Origin of the sequence: Dyadobacter sp. LHD-138, from assembly GCF_030929615.1 — a bacterium.
Lineage (GTDB): Bacteria > Bacteroidota > Bacteroidia > Cytophagales > Spirosomataceae > Dyadobacter.
Window position 1 is genome coordinate 142,817 of sequence record NZ_JAVFVU010000013.1, and the last position, 19,581, is coordinate 162,397.

Below are 19,581 nucleotides of genomic sequence, written 5' to 3' on the forward strand. Positions count from 1 at the left end.
TCGGCATTCACCCATCCGCCATGTTAGTAGTAGACAAAATCACCAAAAGATTTCCTGGCGTACTAGCGCTTGAAGACGTAAGTCTGACCATTGAGGCCGGGAAAATTACTGCGCTTATCGGAGAAAACGGAGCGGGGAAATCTACCCTGATGAAAGTACTTTCGGGTATTTATCAGGATTATGACGGACAGGTTATTTTCAAAGGTCAGACCGTCCGGTTTTCGAGTCCAAAGGATGCGCAGGAGCAGGGTATCGCGATTATTCATCAGGAACTTAACCTGATTCCCTATCTGAGTATCATGGAGAACATTTTTCTGGGCAGGGAGCTGATCACGCAGTACGGAACGCTCGACAAACGAAAAATGAAAATGCGCACGCAGGAATTGCTGGATAAGCTGAAATTATCTGTAAAACCTGAGACCCTGGTGGCAAGTTTAAAAGTCGGACAGCAACAGGTTGTCGAGATTGCAAAGGCGTTGCTGACCGAATCCGAGGTGATCATCATGGATGAACCCACTTCTGCGATTACGGAAAGCGAAGTGGAAGTGCTTTTTGAAATCATCGATGATTTGAAAAAACAGAGTAAAGCGATTGTTTATGTTTCACACAAACTGGATGAATTATTCAGGATCGTCGACCATTATGTGGTGCTGCGCGACGGAAAATCCATTGAGTCGGGCAACATGAAAGGTATTACGCAGGACGTTCTGATCCAGAAAATGGTGGGACGGAGCATTCAGGTGATGCGGAAGGAGGCCTGTGAAAAGCGGGCGGATAATCTGCTCACTGTCAAACGCCTGTTTTTAAAACACCCCGTCAGGGCGAAGGAAGACCTTTTGAAAAATATCACTTTCTCGGTTCAAAAAGGAGAGATTGTCGGGATTTTCGGGTTAATGGGCGCGGGCAGAACGGAGTTGTTAGAGACCATTTTTGGCCTTCATCCCTTCGTTTCTAAAAGTGAAATACACATTGAAAATACGAGGATCATCATCAACTCGCCGTCAGATGCCATTAAAGCTGGACTGGCTTTGGTGCCGGAAGACCGTAAAAAGGATGGGCTGGTGCTAGGTATGGATGTTAAAACCAATATTTGCCTGACCACTTTGCCTGACCTCGAAGAACGTGGTTTTCTCAGTGAGCTTAAAGAGAGCCTGTTGTCAAAAAAATACATCAGCGAGCTTAAAATCAAAACTTCATCACCTTATCAGCAGGCTAAAAATCTGAGTGGGGGAAACCAGCAAAAAATTGTTTTGGCAAAATGGCTGGCTACCAAACCCAAACTGCTTTTGCTTGACGAGCCGACCAGAGGTATCGATATTCATGCCAAAAGTGAAATTTATAAACTGATCCTGAGTCTGGCAGATGCCGGGCTGGGCATCGTGATCGTTTCCTCGGAGCTTCCCGAAATTCTGGCTGTTTCGGACAGGATTCTGGTGATGGCCGAAGGGGCAATCACTGCGGAATTTTCGGCAAAAGAGGCCACCGAAGATTCGATCCTGAAAGCTGCAATCCCTAAATCCGTTTACGAAAATCAATTATGAATTTACAAACCTACCGGGCAAATCTGATTCGTTTCCAGTCGCTGATTGCATTGTTTATTCTGTGTCTGGCACTTAGCATTTTGTCTGATAAATTCCTTACCGTCTCCAACGCCTGGAACGTGATGCGGCAGATTTCGGTCAATATCTGCATTTCAACAGGTATGACACTGATCGTACTCACAGCCGGAATTGATCTTTCCGTAGGTTCGGTACTGGCACTCTGCGGCGCCATCACTGCTGGCCTGCTGCGAAACGGAATTGAAGTGCCATCCGGTAACTTATACATCGGTTTCACCCTTCTGGGAGCGGTCATTGCCGGGATTCTGACTGGTTCCTTCCTGGGCGCATTCAACGGTTGGGCGATTACCAAATTCAAGGTTCCGCCCTTCGTAGCAACGCTGGCCATGCTCACCATTGCGCGGGGACTTACCATGTTATGGACGCAGGGTTTCCCAATAAGCGGACTTGGAGATACCTTTTTATATTTCGGGACTGGCTGGTTGTTAGGGATTCCCGTGCCTGTCTGGATCTCAGGAATAATCGTTCTGATAGCCGTTTTGATCACCAACAAAACCCGGCTCGGAAGGTATATTTATGCCATCGGCGGTAACGAAAGTGCTTCGAAGTTATCGGGTATCAATGTCAACCGGGTTAAAATCATTGTTTACACCATCGCCGGTGCTCTTGCCGCGATCGGTGGGATCTTGGTCACTTCCCGTCTCGATTCTGCGCAGCCGAATGCGGGAACAAGTTATGAGCTCGATTCGATTGCGGCGGTTGTGATTGGCGGGACCTCTTTGTCCGGAGGCCGCGGCAGTATTTTGGGCACGGTCCAGGGCGCTATTATCATCGGTGTTTTAAATAACGGGCTTGTTTTACTGAATGTATCACCGTTCTGGCAGCAGGTTGTGAAAGGGTTTGTGATCTTACTGGCTGTGATTATTGATAAATCCAACTCGAAAAACGATTGATGAAATTTCAATATCTTTTGGTGTTTGTTGCCGTATTCGGACTGACCTCCTGTAACAAAGACAGTTATCTTTTTACGTCGTTTCGGGAGCCGGCCACAGACGGTCTGCACCTAGCTTGTAGCAAGGATGGCTACAAATGGACCGACCTGGGCGGCTCATTTCTCAAACCTGAAGTTGGGGGCAAACTCATGCGTGACCCGTCGATCGTGCGGGCGCCGGACGGTACTTATCATCTGGTTTGGACAACCAACTGGAAAGGTGACAAGGGGTTTGGTTATGCTCATTCGAGCGACCTGATTCATTGGTCAATGCAGGAATTTATTCCGGTTATGGAGCATGAGCCTGAGGTGGTAAACGTGTGGGCGCCTGAGCTTTTTTACGATGAAGAAAGTGAAGAGTTCGTGATTATCTGGGCTTCTACCATCCCTTTCCGCTTCGCCAAAGGCGAGGAAGATGAGAAGAACAATCACCGCATGTATTACACGACAACGAAGGATTTCAAGACTTTTTCGAAAGCGGCCTTATTTGCCGACCCAGGTTTCAGTATTATTGATGCCGTGATCGTGCGAAAGGAAAAAGGTAAATATGTGCTGGTTTTAAAGGATAATACCCGTCCGAACCGGAACATCAAGGTGGCTTTTAGCGATAAGGTTTTAGGTTCCTACACAAATGTTTCCGCTCCATTTACAGGGTATTTAACCGAGGGGCCAACGGTCGCAAAGGTTGGGAAAGACTGGCTGATCTATTTCGATCAGTACCGTGATAAAACATATGGAGCCGTAAAAACAACGGATTTTAAAGAGTTCGTAAATATATCGGATCAGGTTGTCGTTCCGAAGGATCATAAACATGGAACGATCACGAAAATTAACCGAAAGACTTTGAAATTGCTGAAATCAAGATAATTTTCTTTTAACCGCAACGTTAATCTGGCGTCCATTGCGAAAACCATTGTGCCCATTGCGGTTAAAAATTAATCTTCCCCGGCGAATTTTCGATAGAATTATTCTTCCTGATTCTGATAAAGGCGGCCGCTCTGAAGAAATTTCCGTGCGCAGAAAACGTTGAAATAGGCAAAGAACGGAGCCGCCAGTACATCCATCGAATAATGCACGTGTTGCACCAAAAGCAGAAGCCCGACGATTCCCGTGGAAAGTAAGACGATCAGCTTATCGTTTTTCTTTTCAAGACAAAGGAAAATCAAAAACAGGGTAGCCGTATGGCCTGAGTAAAACAGGTCCTTTGTAATGAAAACCTGGCCGTAAAAGTAATTGCTTAACGGATCTCGCAGCGGGATTAATCCCGGCGGTGCGTTCAGGGGAACCAGGGTAATGGTGATGATCCGGGTGAGACAAAGCGCAACGTAAGACCACAAGAACACGATAAACAACATCGGGTTGTTCAAAAAACGAATGGTCGCCAGCGCTACGCAGGACCAGATTAATATAAAAATCGCTTCGGAACAGTCCTTGGCAGGAAGAATGGATAGCAAAATATCATTCACATCAATGCCATCCCGGACTTCAATTGCCTGGAAAAACTGATTCAAAAAGCCGGAAATAACACAGAGGGCAATAAAGCCGGAGATCATGGAATTTTTATAAGGTTTTTTTTGCCATGTTTTTCTCCAAATACTGGAAATCATACTCAAATACTGGTGTCTATCTTATTTTGTTGGTGTCTCTTAAATGTCGTTAAGAATTACTTCTAACGACAGCAATTTTCTTTTATTCTGCATCCAGGGTAATAACCAAGGTAAAAGTATGTAATTTAAAGGAAAGCAGATCCGTCGATCCCTGCGATTCCCGATTATCTAATTATTTTATAATCCTTGCTGATGTATCTCGATAGCACTCATCAGTGACTTCCCAAAGTTGGTAACAAAATTTTCTCTTAAATCGTCGCTTAAAAGGTCGATCGACAAGTAAGGATTCAAGTCTTCCAGCTCTACGAACAGCAGATTGCCCTCGCGGGTTCTGCAAGCATCCACGCGCTGAATGCCGTGAGAAAGCGCATTCCAATCGATAAACCGGGTTGCAAAAGCAAGGTCCGCTGCGGTAGCGTTATACATTTCCAGGTTCCATCTTTTGCTTTTATCAGGCGCATAAAGCGCGTATTGAAATTCCTGATCGATAAAGTAAAACGAAACTTCATAAATGAAATCGACAAACGGCTGAACGATGCTTCCGGCCAAATCCAGCGTTGAAAGCTCCTGTTCGTTGACCACATGCATGCCTATCGAATCAGCGCCGTCTTTTAGTTTTACCATATACTTTTCAGTGGATGGCAGCAGGTGCAAATCCTCCGACCGTTCGATGGTGGGAATAACCGGAAAACCTTCGCGGCTCATTTCGATGAGATATCCCTTACCCCGCATATCCGCTTTCCCCTTCATGGAATTGAAGGAAAGAATATTTTTCGTATTGATTCTTTCTACAAAGGCATTGAAATAGGCCTGGTAGTTCATAACCGGCCCGCAGTTACGGAAAACGATCAGGTCGACGGATTTCTCAAATTTTTCGGAGTCACAAGGGTGGCAGATCAGAACCTCGAAATGTTCGCGCAGCCGGGAAGTCAGGTAAAGATCTTCCGCATAGTACTTTCTTCCTTTTGCCTCAAAACAAAGATCAGTAAGATATAAAATGGAGTATTTGCCAGTCGCCATTGTAACCACTTAAATATTAAAAAACTTGCGCAATATACTGGTTATGATTGAGGACTGAACAAAATTGCTGGTAAATGGCGCGATGAAAAGCAGCCATATTAGCAATAATATGATTTTTTTAATATGTTTAGTTTTGGAACACCGAATATTGGCCGGAATCTTCATTCCGTAGATTGTATGGTCATTGATCGATTGTGTCTTTTTATAATGAATCATTGATCTCATATGTCAAAAAAATATTTGGCAAAATTGTCATTTTTTATCGTTTTGTCTATCTTGACAAAATATCGGTACTTCAAATCCGGATAAAAATTTTGGTGTTTAAAATATTATTATTCTTCATCTTATAATTATAAAGATCAGCCGCTACGAATGAAAAGAAGAGACTTTATGCAAATGTCGGGCTTGGGGATTGGTGCTTTGATGATGCCTTCCGTACCTGTGCTTGGAAGCATTGTTTCCAGTGAACATTTGCTCGAACCTGGCGTGGATGTTGCCATTAAGAAAAAGTTTGCGGACATCGCCCTGAATGCTGCAAAAAGTAAAGGCGCCAGTTATACCGATGTACGGATTGGCCGTTATTTACAACAGTACGTTTTTACCCGTGAAAAGCAGGTGCAGAATATTGTTAACGCAGAATCTTACGGTGTCGGGATCCGGGTGATCGCTAACGGGACCTGGGGTTTCTCGGCAACGAGTGATGTAACACCTGAAGGAATTGCCAAATGTGCCGAAACGGCGGTAGCTATTGCCAAAGCCAACTCGAAGTTCCAGAAGGAGCCTGTTGCACTTGCACCGCAGAAAGGAGTGGGGGAAGTGACCTGGAAAACGCCTGTTAAAAAGAACGCGTTCGAAATTCCGACCAAGGAAAAAATTGATTTGCTGATGAAAGTCAATGCGAAGGCGATGGAAAACGGCGCGGGTTTTGTGACTTCCAATCTGTTTTTTATTAACGAACAAAAATATTTTGCCTCTACGGACGGATCCTACATCGATCAGGATATTCACAGGATATGGCCGACTTTCACGGTGACCGCAATTGACAAAGCGGCCGGGAAATTTAAAACCCGTGATGCGATAAGCTCACCGATGGGGATGGGTTATGAGTATCTGGACGGACTTGCTTCGGAGAAAATTGCCGGTCCGATCGGGCTTGTGGGATACCGTAATTCTTACGATATGGTGGAAGATGCCATTACTGCGGCCAAACAGGCAAAGGAAAAGTTAACAACTAAATCGGTTTTGCCAGGAAAATATGACCTGGTTCTGGATCCTAATCACCTGGGGCTGACAATCCACGAGTCGGTCGGACACCCGACAGAGCTGGACCGTGTCCTGGGTTATGAAGCCAATTATGCAGGAACCAGTTTTGCGACGCTGGATAAATGGGAATCTAAGAAATTCAACTACGGAAGCAAACTCGTTAACATCGTCGCCGACCGGGTACAGCCTCATACGCTGGGTGCCGTAGGTTTTGACGATGAAGGCGTACCGGCCAAGGAATGGAATATCATCAAGGACGGTATTTTGGTAAATTATCAGGCGATTCGTGATCAGGCAAAAATTATCGGTGAAAAAGAGTCACACGGATGCTGTTATGCCGATAACTGGGATTCGGTTCAGTTTCAGCGTATGCCTAACATTTCCCTGAAACCGGGCACCGAAAAACGCAGTGTACTGGATATGATCAAAGGGGTTGAAAAGGGAATTTATATCATCGGCAGAGGTTCGTATTCGATTGATCATCAGCGGTATAACTTCCAGTTTGGCGGGCAGGTTTTTTACGAGATCAAAAAAGGAGAGATTGTCGGCATGCTCGATGATGTTGCATATCAGTCCAATACCCAGGAATTCTGGAATTCGTGTTCACAGCTGTGTGACAAAGATGATTACCGTACTTTCGGTTCGTTTTTTGACGGGAAAGGCCAGCCTTCGCAGGTCAGCGCGGTTTCACACGGAAGTGCGACGACACGTTTTGACGGGGTTAACGTCATCAATACAGCCAGAAAAATCTGATCCTGATAGAATTTCATACCTGCTTAACTGATTGTTTTTCAATATTAAAAATCTTAAAATATGGCTGTCTTATCCAAAGAAGAAGCAAAACAGATCATCGATAAAGTACTGGCCTTTTCTAAGGCTGACGAAATGAGTGCAGGCATTTCCGGAAGCCGTACCGGGAATATCCGTTATGCGAGAAACTCGGTTTCTACAAGCGGCGAAACGACCAATCTTTCTTTGTCTGTAACATCGGTTTACGGAAAAAAATCGGGGACGGCAACTATCAACGAGTTTGACGATAAGTCGCTGGAGAAAACCGTGAGACGCGCCGAGGAAATAGCCCAGCTGGCACCGGAAAACCCGGAGTACGTAAGTATGTTAGGATCTCAGAAATATCTGGATATCAATTCTTTTGCTGAAAGTACAGCTGCCATTAACCCCGACTTCAGGGCTGAGGCTGCTTTTAAAAGTATTGATCCTTGCATAAAAAAGGGCTTGACGGCTGCGGGCTATTGGGAAGACAGCACCGGTTTTTCAGCCATAGGAAACAGCAAAGGACTTTTTGGTTACAACAAAGCAACTTCGGTTGATTTTTCGATCACCGTGAGAACCAACGACGGGTTAGGTTCGGGTTATGCGGCACGTGACTACAACGATGTTTCAAAACTGGATACCGCACTGGCAACAGAAGTAGCAATCCAGAAAGCACAGGCATCTTCCAAAGCAAGAGCCTTGGAGCCTGGAAAGTATACCGTGATTTTAGAACCGACTGCGGCTGTCGACTTATTGCAAAATATGATGGGCAGCATGGACGCACGCAATGCCGACGAGGGAAGAAGCTTCTTAGGTAAAAAGGGCGGCGGAACGCGTTTGGGAGAAAAACTTTTTGACGAACGTGTCAATATTTATTCTGATCCGCAAAATCTGGAAATTCCAGGTTCTCCTTTTGGCGGCGGCGGTGGCCGTTTTGGTGGTGGTGGAGGTGACGGCCGGGCTCAGGAAAAAGTGGTTTGGGTTGAAAACGGCGTTGTGAAAAATATGTATTATTCGCGCTACTGGGCTGAGAAAAAAGGGGTGAAGGCCATTCCGCCTCCGTCTGGTTTTATCTTCGCCGGAGGAACCGAATCTTTAGCGGATCTGATTAAAGGAACGGAAAAAGGAATTCTGGTAACGCGTTTGTGGTATATCCGCGCGGTAGATCCCCAGACATTGCTTTACACAGGCCTTACCCGTGACGGGACTTTCTACATCGAAAACGGTCAGATTAAATACCCGGTAAAGAATTTCCGGTTCAACGAAAGTCCGGTTATTATGCTGAACAATCTGGAAGCGGCTGGTAAGCCGGTGCGCGCCAGTGGTAACCTGGTGCCGCCTCTGAAAATTCGCGACTTCACGTTCACGAGTTTGTCGGACGCCGTTTAATCAGCGGGATGCAACATTCAGTTTATTTTTCAATCATTATCGAAACTAAAAAGGAGGGACTTTAACTTGAACCGACGCGATTTTATCCAGATAGCCGGACTTGGTACCGGAGCAATGATGTTACCCGGTTTTGCCAGCGGCAGAACTGTTTCTCCGGAAGCTTTGATGGAGTCGGGGCTTGACGTTGCCGTGAAAAAACGACTGGCCGATGCAGCACTGAATGCAGCAAAATCAAAAGGTGCGACTTATGCCGACGTGCGGATCGGACGGTACCTTAACCAATTCGTGATTACCCGGGAAGATAAAGTTCAGAATATCGTTAATACCGAATCTTACGGTGTGGGTATCCGGGTTATTGCCAATGGATGCTGGGGGTTTGCGGCGGTAGCTGATGCAAAAAGTGATGTGCAGATTGCCAAAGCGGCGGAAGATGCCGTTGCAATTGCGAAAGCAAATGCCAGACTGATGAAAGAACCGGTTGAGCTGGCTCCGCAAAAAGGGTTCGGGGAGGTAAGCTGGAAAGCGCCGATCAAGAAAAATGCGTTTGAAGTGCCTGTTAAGGAAAAAGTAGATCTGTTGCTGGGTGTGAACGCCGCCGCACTGAAAAACGGAGCGAATTATGTGAATTCGGTTCTTTTCATGGTGAATGAACAGAAATATTTTGCTTCGACCGACGGATCTTATATCGATCAGGACATTCACAGAATGTGGCCGAACTTTACCGTAACTGCCATTGATCCTGCATCGGGAAAATTCCAGACCAGGAATTCGCTGAGTGCGCCTATGGGCATGGGTTACGATTATTTACAAGTCAATCCGAAAGACAAAGTAACTGGCATTACAACCCGCTACAACATGGGTTATGATATGCTTGAAGATATAACGTCCGCAGCACAGCAGGCAAAAATGAAATTGGGTGCGAAATCCGTAGAACCGGGAAAGCATGATCTGGTTCTGGATCCATCACACCTTTGGCTGACCATCCACGAGTCGGTAGGACACCCGTTGGAGCTGGATCGCGTGTTGGGTTATGAAGCTAATTTTGCCGGTACTTCCTTTGCGACTTTGGACAAATGGCAATCGAAATCTTTCAAATATGGCAGTGATCAGGTTAACCTGATCGCAGATAAAACGCAGGTGGGATCTCTGGGAGCCGTGGGTTGGGATGACGAAGGGGTGAACACCAAGAAATGGGATCTGGTTAAAGACGGGATTCTGGTTAATTATCAGGCAATCCGCGATCAGGCGAAAATTATTGGTGAAAAAGAATCACACGGCTGCTGTTATGCGGATAGCTGGAGTTCGGTGCAGTTTCAGCGCATGGCCAATGTTTCACTGGCATCCGGTAAAACACCGCTTTCTGTTGAGGAAATGATTAAGGACGTTAAAAAGGGAATTTATATTATCGGCGACGGGTCGTTTTCAATCGATCAGCAGCGTTACAACTTCCAGTTTGGCGGTCAGTTGTTTTACGAAATCAAAGACGGAAAAATCGTGGGTATGCTGAAAGATGTTGCTTATCAGTCCAATACGCAGGAGTTCTGGAATTCATGCGTGAAGGTTTGTGACGACAGAGATTACCGTCTGGGTGGTTCTTTCTTCGACGGAAAAGGGCAGCCTTCGCAGTCGAGCGCGGTTTCTCATGGAAGTTCGACCGCGAGATTTAATGGAGTTAATGTGATCAATACAGCCAGAAAGATTTAAAAAACTGAAAATATGGCAGTGATATTAACCGAAGCCGAGGCGAAAGCGTTGCTGCAAAAGGTTTTGAAATATTCCAAAGCGGACGAATGCGAAATCAATTTGTCGGGAGGTAAACGTGGCAATTTGCGTTATGCTCGCAACGAAGTTTCTACCAGCGGGGCGCAGATCAACCAGAATCTGGTTGTTCAGTCTTCGTTTGGAAAGAAAGTAGGTGTTGCCACGACGAACGAATTTACCGAAGAAGCTTTTGAAAAGGTGGTAAGGCAGTCGGAAGAGCTAGCCCGCCTTGCCCCCGAAAACCCGGAATACATGGGCGTGCTTTCACCGCAGCAGTATAAGAAATCATCCGGTTTTTTTGACTCCACAGCGAATGTTACGCCGGATTTTCGTGCAGAAGCAGTTGCCAAGAGTCTTGCATTATCAAGAACGCAAAATCTGGCGGCAGCCGGTTTTTGGGAAGATCAGCACGGTTATTCTGCCATGCTGAACTCGAAGCAGCTTTTTGCCTATTATCCGAGCACAAATGTTAACTTTTCGTTGACGGTACGTACGCCTGACGGGACGGGTTCTGGGTATGTGGCACGTGGGTATAGCGATGTTTCTAAACTGGATATCGAGGCCGCTACAAAAATTGCGATTCAAAAATCAACAGGTTCCTTAGGAGCAAAAGCTTTGGAGCCTGGGAAATATACGGTTATTCTCGAACCTACTGCGGCTGCGGTTTTACTGGAAAATATTTTCTTTAATATGGATGCCCGCAGTGCCGACGAAGGGCGTTCGTTTCTGAGCAAGCAGGGCGGAAAGACAAAACTGGGAGAAAAGATCGTGGATGAACGGGTTACTATTTATTCCGATCCGACCCATCCGGATTTGCCGTCGGCGACGTGGGCAGAAGACGGTCAACCGATGGAAAAGGTTAACTGGATCGAAAAAGGTGTGGTGAAAAACATGGCTTACTCGCGTTACTGGGCTGAAAAGAAAGGTGCAAAAGCCATTCCGTTTCCGAATAACATGATCATGGCCGGTGGTACCGCTACGCTGGAAGAAATGATCGCGTCGACTAAACAGGGGATTCTGGTAACCAAACTATGGTATATCCGGGAAGTTGACCCGCAAACCTTGCTGCTGACAGGCCTGACGCGTGACGGTACTTTTTATATTGAAAACGGGAAAATCAAACACCCGGTAAAGAATTTCCGTTTCAACGAAAGTCCGGTGATCATGCTGAATAATCTTGAAACACTCGGAAAACCTGTGCGGGTGGTTAGTACGGAATCAGACCAGAATTATATGATTCCGCCGATGAAAATCCGTGAATTTACATTTTCGTCGCTTTCCGACGCTGTTTAAATAGTTGATTTACAGCGGGAGATTATATCCCGCTGTAAATCGTTTTACCTGACCTATGAAACCTTTTTTCTTCACCCGACTTCAGTATACCTCAGGCAACTGGGATACCGATCAGCGCATGCCTTCGAACCTGCTGCATTCGCTGGTGGAGTATACGACAATTCCCATTGATGCGAAGGAAAAAGTGGTGTTGCTGAGCAGTAATGACATTTTTAAAAGTCCGTTTTGCTATTTGAGCGGGCATAAGCTGGTAGAGTTTTCACAGCAGGAAAGGGATCATTTCAAAAGATATGTCCAAAACGGAGGGTTTGTTTTTGTTGACGACTGCAACCACGATATCGATGGTCTGTTTGCCAAATCTTTTGAACAGGAAATGTCCAGAACCTTTGGTCCGAAGGCGTTGCAGAAAATACCAAACAACCACCCGATTTATAACAGCTTTTTTCATTTTGAAGACGGTCCGCCAACCACGTCGTTTGAACTCAATGGCTGGGGTGATGATCTCGTGCATGATTATCTGAAAGCAATTACAATCAACGGACGGATCGGGGTGTTATACAGCAACAAGGATTATGGCTGCGAGTGGGATTATGATTTTAGAAATAAACGTTTTTTGGCCGTCGACAATACCAGGTTCGGGGTCAATATTGTGATGTATGCTTTAACCGCTTAACGATTGGAAACACAGGAACTAACCCATTATAAAGCCTTGGTGGCGAAGCTGCCACTTCTTAAAAAAGAAATTGGAAAAGTAATCGTAGGGCAGGAAGACGCGATCAATGAGATCTTGATTTCGCTTTTGGCCGGCGGTCATTGTTTGCTGGAAGGTGTACCCGGCCTGGCTAAAACCCTGATGGTAAAAACGATGTCGGAAGCTTTGCATATGAGTTTCAAACGCGTGCAGTTTACACCGGATCTGATGCCGGGAGATATTGTCGGGACGGAAATTCTGGAAGAGGATCATGATACAGGCAAGAAATTTTTCAAATTTAATCAGGGACCGATTTTCGCCAATGTCGTACTGGCCGATGAAATAAACCGGACGCCGCCCAAAACGCAGGCAGCCTTGCTGGAAGCGATGCAGGAGAAAAGTGTAACCTATGCCGGAACGAACTATGCACTACCAAACCCGTTTCTGATCATTGCCACGCAGAACCCGATCGAACAATCCGGAACCTATCCACTGCCGGAAGCGCAGCTCGACCGTTTTCTTTTATACATTAAACTGAGCTATCCGAGCGAACAGGAAGAGCTGGACGTACTGAAAAATACGACCGGCTTCAAGAGTACCGATATCAACCGGATTTTAAATGATATTGACATCATTCAGCTTCAAAAACTGACACGTCAGGTACATATCAGTGACGACCAGATCAGTTTTATCAATAAACTGGTTCGCGCAACGAGGCCGGATGGAAGTCCTTCTGACTATGTAAAACAATGGTGCGACTGGGGTGCCGGGCCGCGTGCGGGACAGGCGCTGGTACTTTGTGCCAAGGCGAGAGCCGTATTAAATGAACGCTTTTCGGTCATTCCGGAGGATATTCATACGCTGGCTTTTCCCATTTTACGCCACCGGATTTCTATGAATTTTCGCGCTGAGGCCGAGAATATCACCTCAGACCATGTCATCACAGAATTAATTAAAGGATTAAAATAGCTTTCGGCAATCTGCTATCAGCAGTCGGCTTGTTTCCGCCGCAGTCTGAAAGCCGATTGCCAAAAGCCGACCGCCGCCAAAAAAATGCTCTCAAAACGAACCGGACTTCTTGCCGCCGATCTGATTAAACTCGGAAACCTTCAACTGGTTGGAAAACTGGTGAGCGAGGAACTCATGCTTGGGGTGCATGCCAGTAAACGGTCGGGCATGGGGACGGAATTTGAACAATACCGTCATTATGAACCCGGCGATGATCCCAAGCGGATCGATTGGAAACTGTTCGCCAGAACGGACAAACATCTGGTTAAAGAATCGTCCGCGGAAAGTAACCGGCAGATCCGGTTTTTACTGGACCTTTCCGGATCAATGAATTATAGTGAAAAAGAGATAAGCCGTCTGGAATATGCAAAACTTCTGATCGCTTCGCTGGCCTATCTGGGTTATATTCAAAACGACCAGATGAGTTTGTATGGATTGCAAAACGGTAAGGTCGAAAGTATTGCAAGCGGCGCGTCTACTTCGGGCAAACAGGCCTTTAACAAGATCTTGTTTGGCTTGCAAAAAACCACGGCATCCGGAGAATGGAAGCAGGCAAACGACGCGAGCGGCCAGTTGCAATTCCCGGAATTTGCGACAAAGAGCAAAGAGCAGCTGGTGTTTGTTACAGATTTTCTTCAGGTAGGTGAGGAGTGGCTGACATTGGTAAAATCCATCGCCAGTCCACGGCGTGAAATTGTCATTTTTCAGCTCCTGGGTGACCAGGAAGTGGATTTTAATCTGACCGGTTTCTTCCGGTTCCGGGATCTGGAAACGGGAAAAGCAATCGAATTGCAGGCCGAAACGGTGCGGGATAAGTTTCGTGAATCTTCGAAAGCCTATTTTGCTATGCTGGAAGAAGAGCTGCGGATTCCTTATGTCAATCTGGTTCAGGCCAGGTTAAGTGATCCGCTGGGGATGGTTTTAAAAGAATTTTTAACGAGAAGAAAGGGCTGATGAATTTTTTACAACCCTTCATGTTTTGGGGAGCGCTGACGATCGCCATACCCATTTTTATCCACTTCTGGCACCAGAAAAGGGGGAAGGAACTGGACTGGGCTGCTATGCAATGGCTGATCGACAAAAGCCAGCAGCAAAGCCGTGGGCTGCGTCTCGACGACCTGCCGCTGCTCATCGTTCGTTGTCTCCTGGTTTTGCTTTTGACATTTTTAGTAAGTCAGCCTGTTTTAAAATGGCTGGAAAAAACAGACCAGTCGAGCCGGGTCCATTTGGTAGAGCCATCGGCCTATTTGATTGACAATTATCGTTTTGAACTGGAAACGGCGATAAAAAAGGGAGAAAAAGTTTTTTTGATCAATGGCAACGGAGACGAAATCAAAACCTTGTCGTCCATATCGGTTCAGAGAAATAGCGGAGCACTTCATTTGCAGGAGCTGATCAATAAGGTCAGCAAATCCGGCGTGACACTGGATTTATATCTGCTCAATGATCAGAAATGGATGGATCTGCCCAAAATTTACATACCGAATACCTACACGTTACACACCGCAATCGATTCATCTCAGCACTATCCACACAACTATTTTGATTTGGGTGGCGGTAAAAAATTAGCTTTAAATAAAGGAAAGTTGGTTATCCTGGAAGCGGGACAATCTCAAAACATTCCCCGGTTGGCGTCCAATCCCATTCACACCGGAGCTTTAAACGTGTTGGTTGATTACCAAAATCAGGCAGAACAGCAAACCGTTGAAGCAGCGCTCGGTGCTCTTTCCGCCGTTTACATGTTACCCATTGATATCGACAAGAAATCTGATAAGGATAACAGGTATGATCTGGTATTGACCGATCAAAAAGTTGATCAGATCAAACCTGATGTGCTTTATGTGTTGTCAGGAATGGGTGGGGAAGCGCTTGAAACAGGTAATGCCAATGTCGTTCAGATGCAGGATTCACTTCGGATCCAGACTTCCGAAATGGTACATTCAGGCCAGTTGCCGGAGTATCTGGGTGACTTATTGATCCGGCATTTTAATCTGAATGAAAAGCGTGGCGCGTTAAGTCAAAAACAGTTTAATTCCCTTTTTGTCAGGGCGAATCCGCCGGAAGAAAATGTGGACGGGAATATTCGGAAGTGGCTTTTGATGCTGTTTATAGGGCTGGTGATGCTGGAACGGTGGATGGCAATAAAGAAAACGATACAGAAAAGTTATGTTTGAGCTTAAAAGATTAATCGGTTCTGTAACCAGACAGCTCTACGCCAGCGCATTTATCCGGTGTGTTTTGCTGGCGGTTTCCGCTTTTCTGCTGGCTTTTGCACTGACCCAGTCGTCGGTTATGATTGCTATTTTGGCGGGAGTTATCGGTTTGGGTATCGGTATTTGGGTTACGAAGTTATACCAGAATAAAAAACCGCAGGCAATCAGTTTGATCCACCAGACGATCGGGGAGTCGGAATATAGCTTACATTTGCTGGAAAAGGAAGAGCTGAATATCGCCGAACAGCTGCAACTGGACCGCCTGAATCAGAATGTACAGACCACCCGTTTGCCTTTTGGAAAGATTTATGACGGACTGACTTTGTATGGAGCTTTGTTAATCGGTAGTCTGGCGGTGTATTTTGTTTATCCCAAACTTGATTTTTCGACAAAAGCGGACCGGATGACTTATCAGCAGACGCGGCAGGTCAAGAAAGCCAATGTTCTTGTTCCTCCCACATTTCAAACGGCTAATGTTCGTGTCGGTCCACCAGCTTACACGGGTTTGCCTGTGAAAGAAACCGCAGATTTGAATGTCAGCGCGATTGTTGGCTCTTCGTTGCAATGGAATATTACTTTTAGCCACCAGGACAATTTGTCGGTGCGTTTGGCGAACAGCCGTGGGGATGAACTGGTTTTTAAAAAATTCAATGGATCGTTCGAATATCGTGATCGGCTTACGGGTTCGGGACTTTATTCCATCAAAGCCTATTGGAAAGATTCACTGGTTTATCAGTCAGACTTTTATAAGCTCGAAGCGCAGCCGGATCTCGCGCCCAAAATAGAGCCTGATTCCAAAGAATTGTATCAGTATCACTTTTTAAAAGATAATAAAACGATACAGGTTTCTGCTAAGATAACGGATGATTTTAAGGTGAAACAGGCATTCATCGTCGCAACCCTCGCCCGCGGTTCCGGTGAAAACGTCAAGTTCAGGGAAATGAAATTTCCGCTTACACCGGCGAATTTCAAGGAGGCAAAATTTAATAAAGCGATCGATTTGAAGGCGTTGAATTTTACCCCTGGCGATGAGCTATATTATTACTGGGCCGCCATCGACAACAGGGAACCGGAAGCAAATTTTACCAAGTCAGACACCTATTTCATTGTTTATAAAGACACGGCGAAGGTTGAAGAATCGGAGCTGGCGACCATGTCTGTGAATACTGTGCCTGAATATTTTCGCAGTCAGCGCCAGATTATTATCGATACCGAAAAGCTGATTGCCAGGCGGAAAAAGATTAAAAAGGAGGAGTTTAACAGCATCTCCAACGAGATCGGATTTGATCAGAAAGTATTGCGTTTGCGTTACGGGCAGTTTTTGGGAGAGGAATTTGAGCAAAATATTGGTGGCGGCGGAGGAGATGCCCCACACGACGAGGGGCATGTTGAAAGCGGAAATGTCCTGGATAAATTCACCCATAAATCAGATTCCGAGGGCGAAGCGGCTGAAAACAGAAAGGCACAGCCGAAGCCGCATCATCACGACCATGGTGCTGAAAGCCACGCAGATGCCGGCTCAAAAGACGCGATTGCGGAACTGATGGAGCAATATGTACACGCGCATGACGATGCCGAGATTAATACCTTTCACGAGCAATCGACAAAAAGTTTGTTAAAAATGGCTTTGGAACAAATGTGGCAGTCGGAGCTGCATTTGCGCTTGTACGAACCCGAAAAGGCACTTCCGTTTGAGAACAAGGCACTGGAATTCCTGAAACAGGCGCAGCATAAGGCACGCGCATTCGTAAAAAAGAGCAGCTATGATCCGCCTCCGATCAAAGAAAAAGAGAAGCGGCTGTCTGGTGAACTGACGGATCTGAGTAAAAATTTCAGTGCGGAAAAGGTGATTGATAAAATCAGAACGGAACAGTTGGCGGCCGAGGTTTTGGGTTATCTTGAATATGAGAAATTAAGTGTTTCGCAGCGCGCTAAATTTCAGGTTGCCGGCACGCAATTGTCCAATCGGTTAATCAATAGCGGACCATTTAACGGCGGACTTCAAAACTGGTCGGTGCTGGGCGCATTACAAAAGCTGATTAGCGGGAAACTGATATCGGCAAAGGAAAAACAGCAGTTAAAAACGGAGCTTTACAAACGTTCGGGAGCTAATGTTCAAAGCGGGCGTTCCTATGCGAGTGAAAAGAAACTGGAAAATATTTTTTGGAAAAAACTTAAATAATACCGGCATGAGCAATCCGGAATAACCTATGGTTGCATTTGATTTCGACTGGTCAGATCCATTAAACCTGATGCTGATTTTATTTCTGATTCTTCTGGGCGGCTTGCAAACCTGGCTTTTGCGAAGCAGTTTTGAAGCAGATTCCCGCAGAGTCAAACCACGGTTAAAAATCGCTTTAAATCTTCTTCTTTGGCTGGTTATCGCGGGGTTTGTGCTGCAACCGGTGTTGAAGACCAATGTGCCGTCGGGAAATATTCTGGTGGCCGGTAAAGGCGTACCTTCGGCAGAAATCAGCAGAGTTAGCGATCGTTTGCATGTACGGGCTGTCTTTTCTGTGCGTAGTTTCAAGGTCAGGAATACCGACACGTTAACGTTGCTTGGGCAGGATTTTGAACCTTCTTTTTTCGCCAGACTGAGTCAGGTTTTGCCCCCATCGGCCCGGGTGAAATGGGTTCCGTATTTTGGAGATAACGAGATACAATCCATTTCCTGGAAAGGAGTTGTTCGCAAAGGTCAGTTGCAACGCGTCAGGGGTTTGATAACCTCCGGCAGTTCGCAATGGCTTAAACTCAAATTTGGAAACCAGACTTTGGACAGCACCAGACTGGAAAAAGGAATGGAATCATTTGTGCTGGGTTTTCCAGTGTTTACCGAAAGGAGGACAGCGGTGGATTTGGTTTTGGGGGATGAAGAAAAGGAGACTATTCAGTTTTTTGCACAGCCTTTACCGCCGTTGGTGTTTCAGTTCATTCTGAATAATCCTGATTTTGAAAGCAGAAATCTGGCAACCTGGCTTGCGAATCGGGGGCATGCGGTGGAGCTTTCGACCGATTTGTCGAAGAATATCCGTAGTAAATTAACCCTCAACAAAGCGGGAAGCCCGGATGTCATTATTACTGATCCAAAAAATGCTTCTGAACCGCAGGTAAAAAAGGCGTTGGCAAACGGGAAGAGCATTTTGTTTATAAACCTTACCAATCCACCCGCCGAAGTTGCCTCAATCAATGCGTCTCTTGGGACTAAATTGCAGGTTAAAAAGATATCCAATGAAGAAGTACTTCCTGTGGCAGGAGAACTTACGAAACTCCCGTTTGAATTCGGCAAATCGAACGCATATCTGACAATTCCCAAATTTCCTGTTGCGGTTGAAAAATCGACGGGCAAGGTTGCGGTTAGTCTTTTGAATGAAACTTTCCCGACCTTGCTTAACGGAGATAGCGTTGCTTACAGTACTATCTGGACGTCTGTGCTGGCGGAAATTCACCCTGCATATCAAACCAATATTGAGGTAAATGCGCCGGTTTACAAGGGAATTGAAACAACGTTCCGGTTTAATAATCTGGTTGACAACCCGAAGGAAGTGATGATTGGCGGGGATACTTTACACGTGCACTATTCAGCCATTAATGGCCTGACTGCGAGTGCCGGTTATATCCCTTCCGACACGGCATGGCTTTCCCTGTCTCAGGACAACGAAATTGCGGTTGCCGACAGCACGGATTTCAATGGCTATTACAAAAGCCAGCTTGTTGAAAATTTTGTAGGAAGAAGATTAAAACTACAAACGGAGCTGGGCGGGATGCAAAAATCAGCGGACTTACAGTCTCATGTGGTAAACGAAAGCAGAATTCCTGACTGGGTCTGGTTTCTTACCTTAATTTTCTGTTTCACTGCACTTTGGCTGGAACCAAAATTTGACTAAGACCAAATTATACTCTCGGGCATTACTTTCCCCGGATCGTTAAATCGCTGATGTTTCCATAAATGTCACCGGGTTATGCGTCATTTCTTTCCCTTTACACTATTTTTGCGGCCGTAAGAAGCGTTTTTTCT

The 19,581-nt window shown here is 45.8% G+C and carries 15 protein-coding genes; 13 read left to right on the forward strand and 2 right to left on the reverse strand.

All coding sequences use genetic code 11. From position 1 onward, the window contains the following. Positions 1 to 20 precede the first annotated feature (20 nt). The 3 genes from RB622_RS12125 to RB622_RS12135 are packed head-to-tail and all read left to right on the forward strand — an operon-like array spanning position 21 to position 3,417. Entirely contained in the window at positions 21 to 1,541 is a 1,521-nt protein-coding gene (locus RB622_RS12125) for a sugar ABC transporter ATP-binding protein (RefSeq protein WP_308046815.1), read from the forward strand. Then, positions 1,538 to 2,512 carry an ABC transporter permease subunit gene (locus tag RB622_RS12130; RefSeq protein WP_308046816.1) on the forward strand — a complete coding sequence of 325 codons (975 nt, stop codon included), beginning with the start codon at positions 1,538 to 1,540 and terminating at the stop codon, positions 2,510 to 2,512. The genes RB622_RS12125 and RB622_RS12130 overlap by 4 nt, the downstream gene beginning before the upstream one ends. Next, positions 2,512 to 3,417: a glycoside hydrolase family 43 protein gene (locus RB622_RS12135; protein WP_308046817.1), complete on the forward strand. Its 906-nt coding sequence runs from the start codon at positions 2,512 to 2,514 to the stop codon at positions 3,415 to 3,417. Before RB622_RS12130 ends, RB622_RS12135 begins: the two co-directional genes overlap by 1 nt. Before the next feature lie 98 nt (positions 3,418 to 3,515). Here RB622_RS12135 and RB622_RS12140 read toward each other — a convergent pair whose 3' ends face one another. Together RB622_RS12140 and RB622_RS12145 are read right to left on the reverse strand one after the other, a co-directional pair. Continuing rightward, positions 3,516 to 4,103, reverse strand: a complete 588-nt coding sequence (locus RB622_RS12140; RefSeq protein WP_308046818.1) for a phosphatase PAP2-related protein — start codon at positions 4,101 to 4,103, stop codon at positions 3,516 to 3,518. Between the two features lie 231 nt (positions 4,104 to 4,334). Beyond that, the gene (locus RB622_RS12145) at positions 4,335 to 5,177 is read right to left on the reverse strand and encodes a hypothetical protein (RefSeq protein ID WP_308046819.1); all 843 of its coding nucleotides are present in this window, start codon (positions 5,175 to 5,177) and stop codon (positions 4,335 to 4,337) included. Positions 5,178 to 5,549: 372 nt separating this feature from the next. On the opposite strand from RB622_RS12145, the gene RB622_RS12150 reads away from it, so the two are divergent. From RB622_RS12150 to RB622_RS12195, 10 genes are all read left to right on the forward strand, one after another. Further along, positions 5,550 to 7,193 (forward strand): TldD/PmbA family protein, encoded by a 1,644-nt coding sequence (locus RB622_RS12150; RefSeq protein WP_308046820.1) that lies wholly within the window; start codon positions 5,550 to 5,552, stop codon positions 7,191 to 7,193. 60 nt (positions 7,194 to 7,253) lie between these two features. Beyond that, positions 7,254 to 8,600, forward strand: coding sequence for a TldD/PmbA family protein (locus RB622_RS12155; RefSeq protein WP_308046821.1), 1,347 nt, complete (start codon positions 7,254 to 7,256; stop codon positions 8,598 to 8,600). Positions 8,601 to 8,666: 66 nt separating this feature from the next. Next, positions 8,667 to 10,304 (forward strand): TldD/PmbA family protein, encoded by a 1,638-nt coding sequence (locus RB622_RS12160; protein ID WP_308046822.1) that lies wholly within the window; start codon positions 8,667 to 8,669, stop codon positions 10,302 to 10,304. 12 nt (positions 10,305 to 10,316) lie between these two features. Further along, positions 10,317 to 11,654, forward strand: a complete 1,338-nt coding sequence (locus RB622_RS12165; RefSeq protein WP_308046823.1) for a TldD/PmbA family protein — start codon at positions 10,317 to 10,319, stop codon at positions 11,652 to 11,654. A 55-nt stretch (positions 11,655 to 11,709) separates the two neighbouring features. Further along, positions 11,710 to 12,327, forward strand: a complete 618-nt coding sequence (locus RB622_RS12170) for a DUF4159 domain-containing protein (protein ID WP_308046824.1) — start codon at positions 11,710 to 11,712, stop codon at positions 12,325 to 12,327. A 3-nt stretch (positions 12,328 to 12,330) separates the two neighbouring features. After that, on the forward strand, positions 12,331 to 13,314 hold the full coding sequence (locus RB622_RS12175; RefSeq protein WP_308046825.1) for a MoxR family ATPase: 984 nt from the start codon (positions 12,331 to 12,333) through the stop codon (positions 13,312 to 13,314). 84 nt (positions 13,315 to 13,398) lie between these two features. After that, on the forward strand, positions 13,399 to 14,307 hold the full coding sequence (locus tag RB622_RS12180) for a DUF58 domain-containing protein (RefSeq protein WP_308046826.1): 909 nt from the start codon (positions 13,399 to 13,401) through the stop codon (positions 14,305 to 14,307). Continuing rightward, positions 14,307 to 15,527: a BatA domain-containing protein gene (locus tag RB622_RS12185; RefSeq protein WP_308046827.1), complete on the forward strand. Its 1,221-nt coding sequence runs from the start codon at positions 14,307 to 14,309 to the stop codon at positions 15,525 to 15,527. Before RB622_RS12180 ends, RB622_RS12185 begins: the two co-directional genes overlap by 1 nt. Further along, entirely contained in the window at positions 15,520 to 17,748 is a 2,229-nt protein-coding gene (locus RB622_RS12190; protein WP_308046828.1) for a SoxR reducing system RseC family protein, read from the forward strand. Before RB622_RS12185 ends, RB622_RS12190 begins: the two co-directional genes overlap by 8 nt. A gap of 28 nt (positions 17,749 to 17,776) precedes the next feature. Beyond that, positions 17,777 to 19,450 carry a hypothetical protein gene (locus RB622_RS12195; RefSeq protein WP_308046829.1) on the forward strand — a complete coding sequence of 558 codons (1,674 nt, stop codon included), beginning with the start codon at positions 17,777 to 17,779 and terminating at the stop codon, positions 19,448 to 19,450. The last annotated feature ends 131 nt before the right edge of the window (positions 19,451 to 19,581 follow it).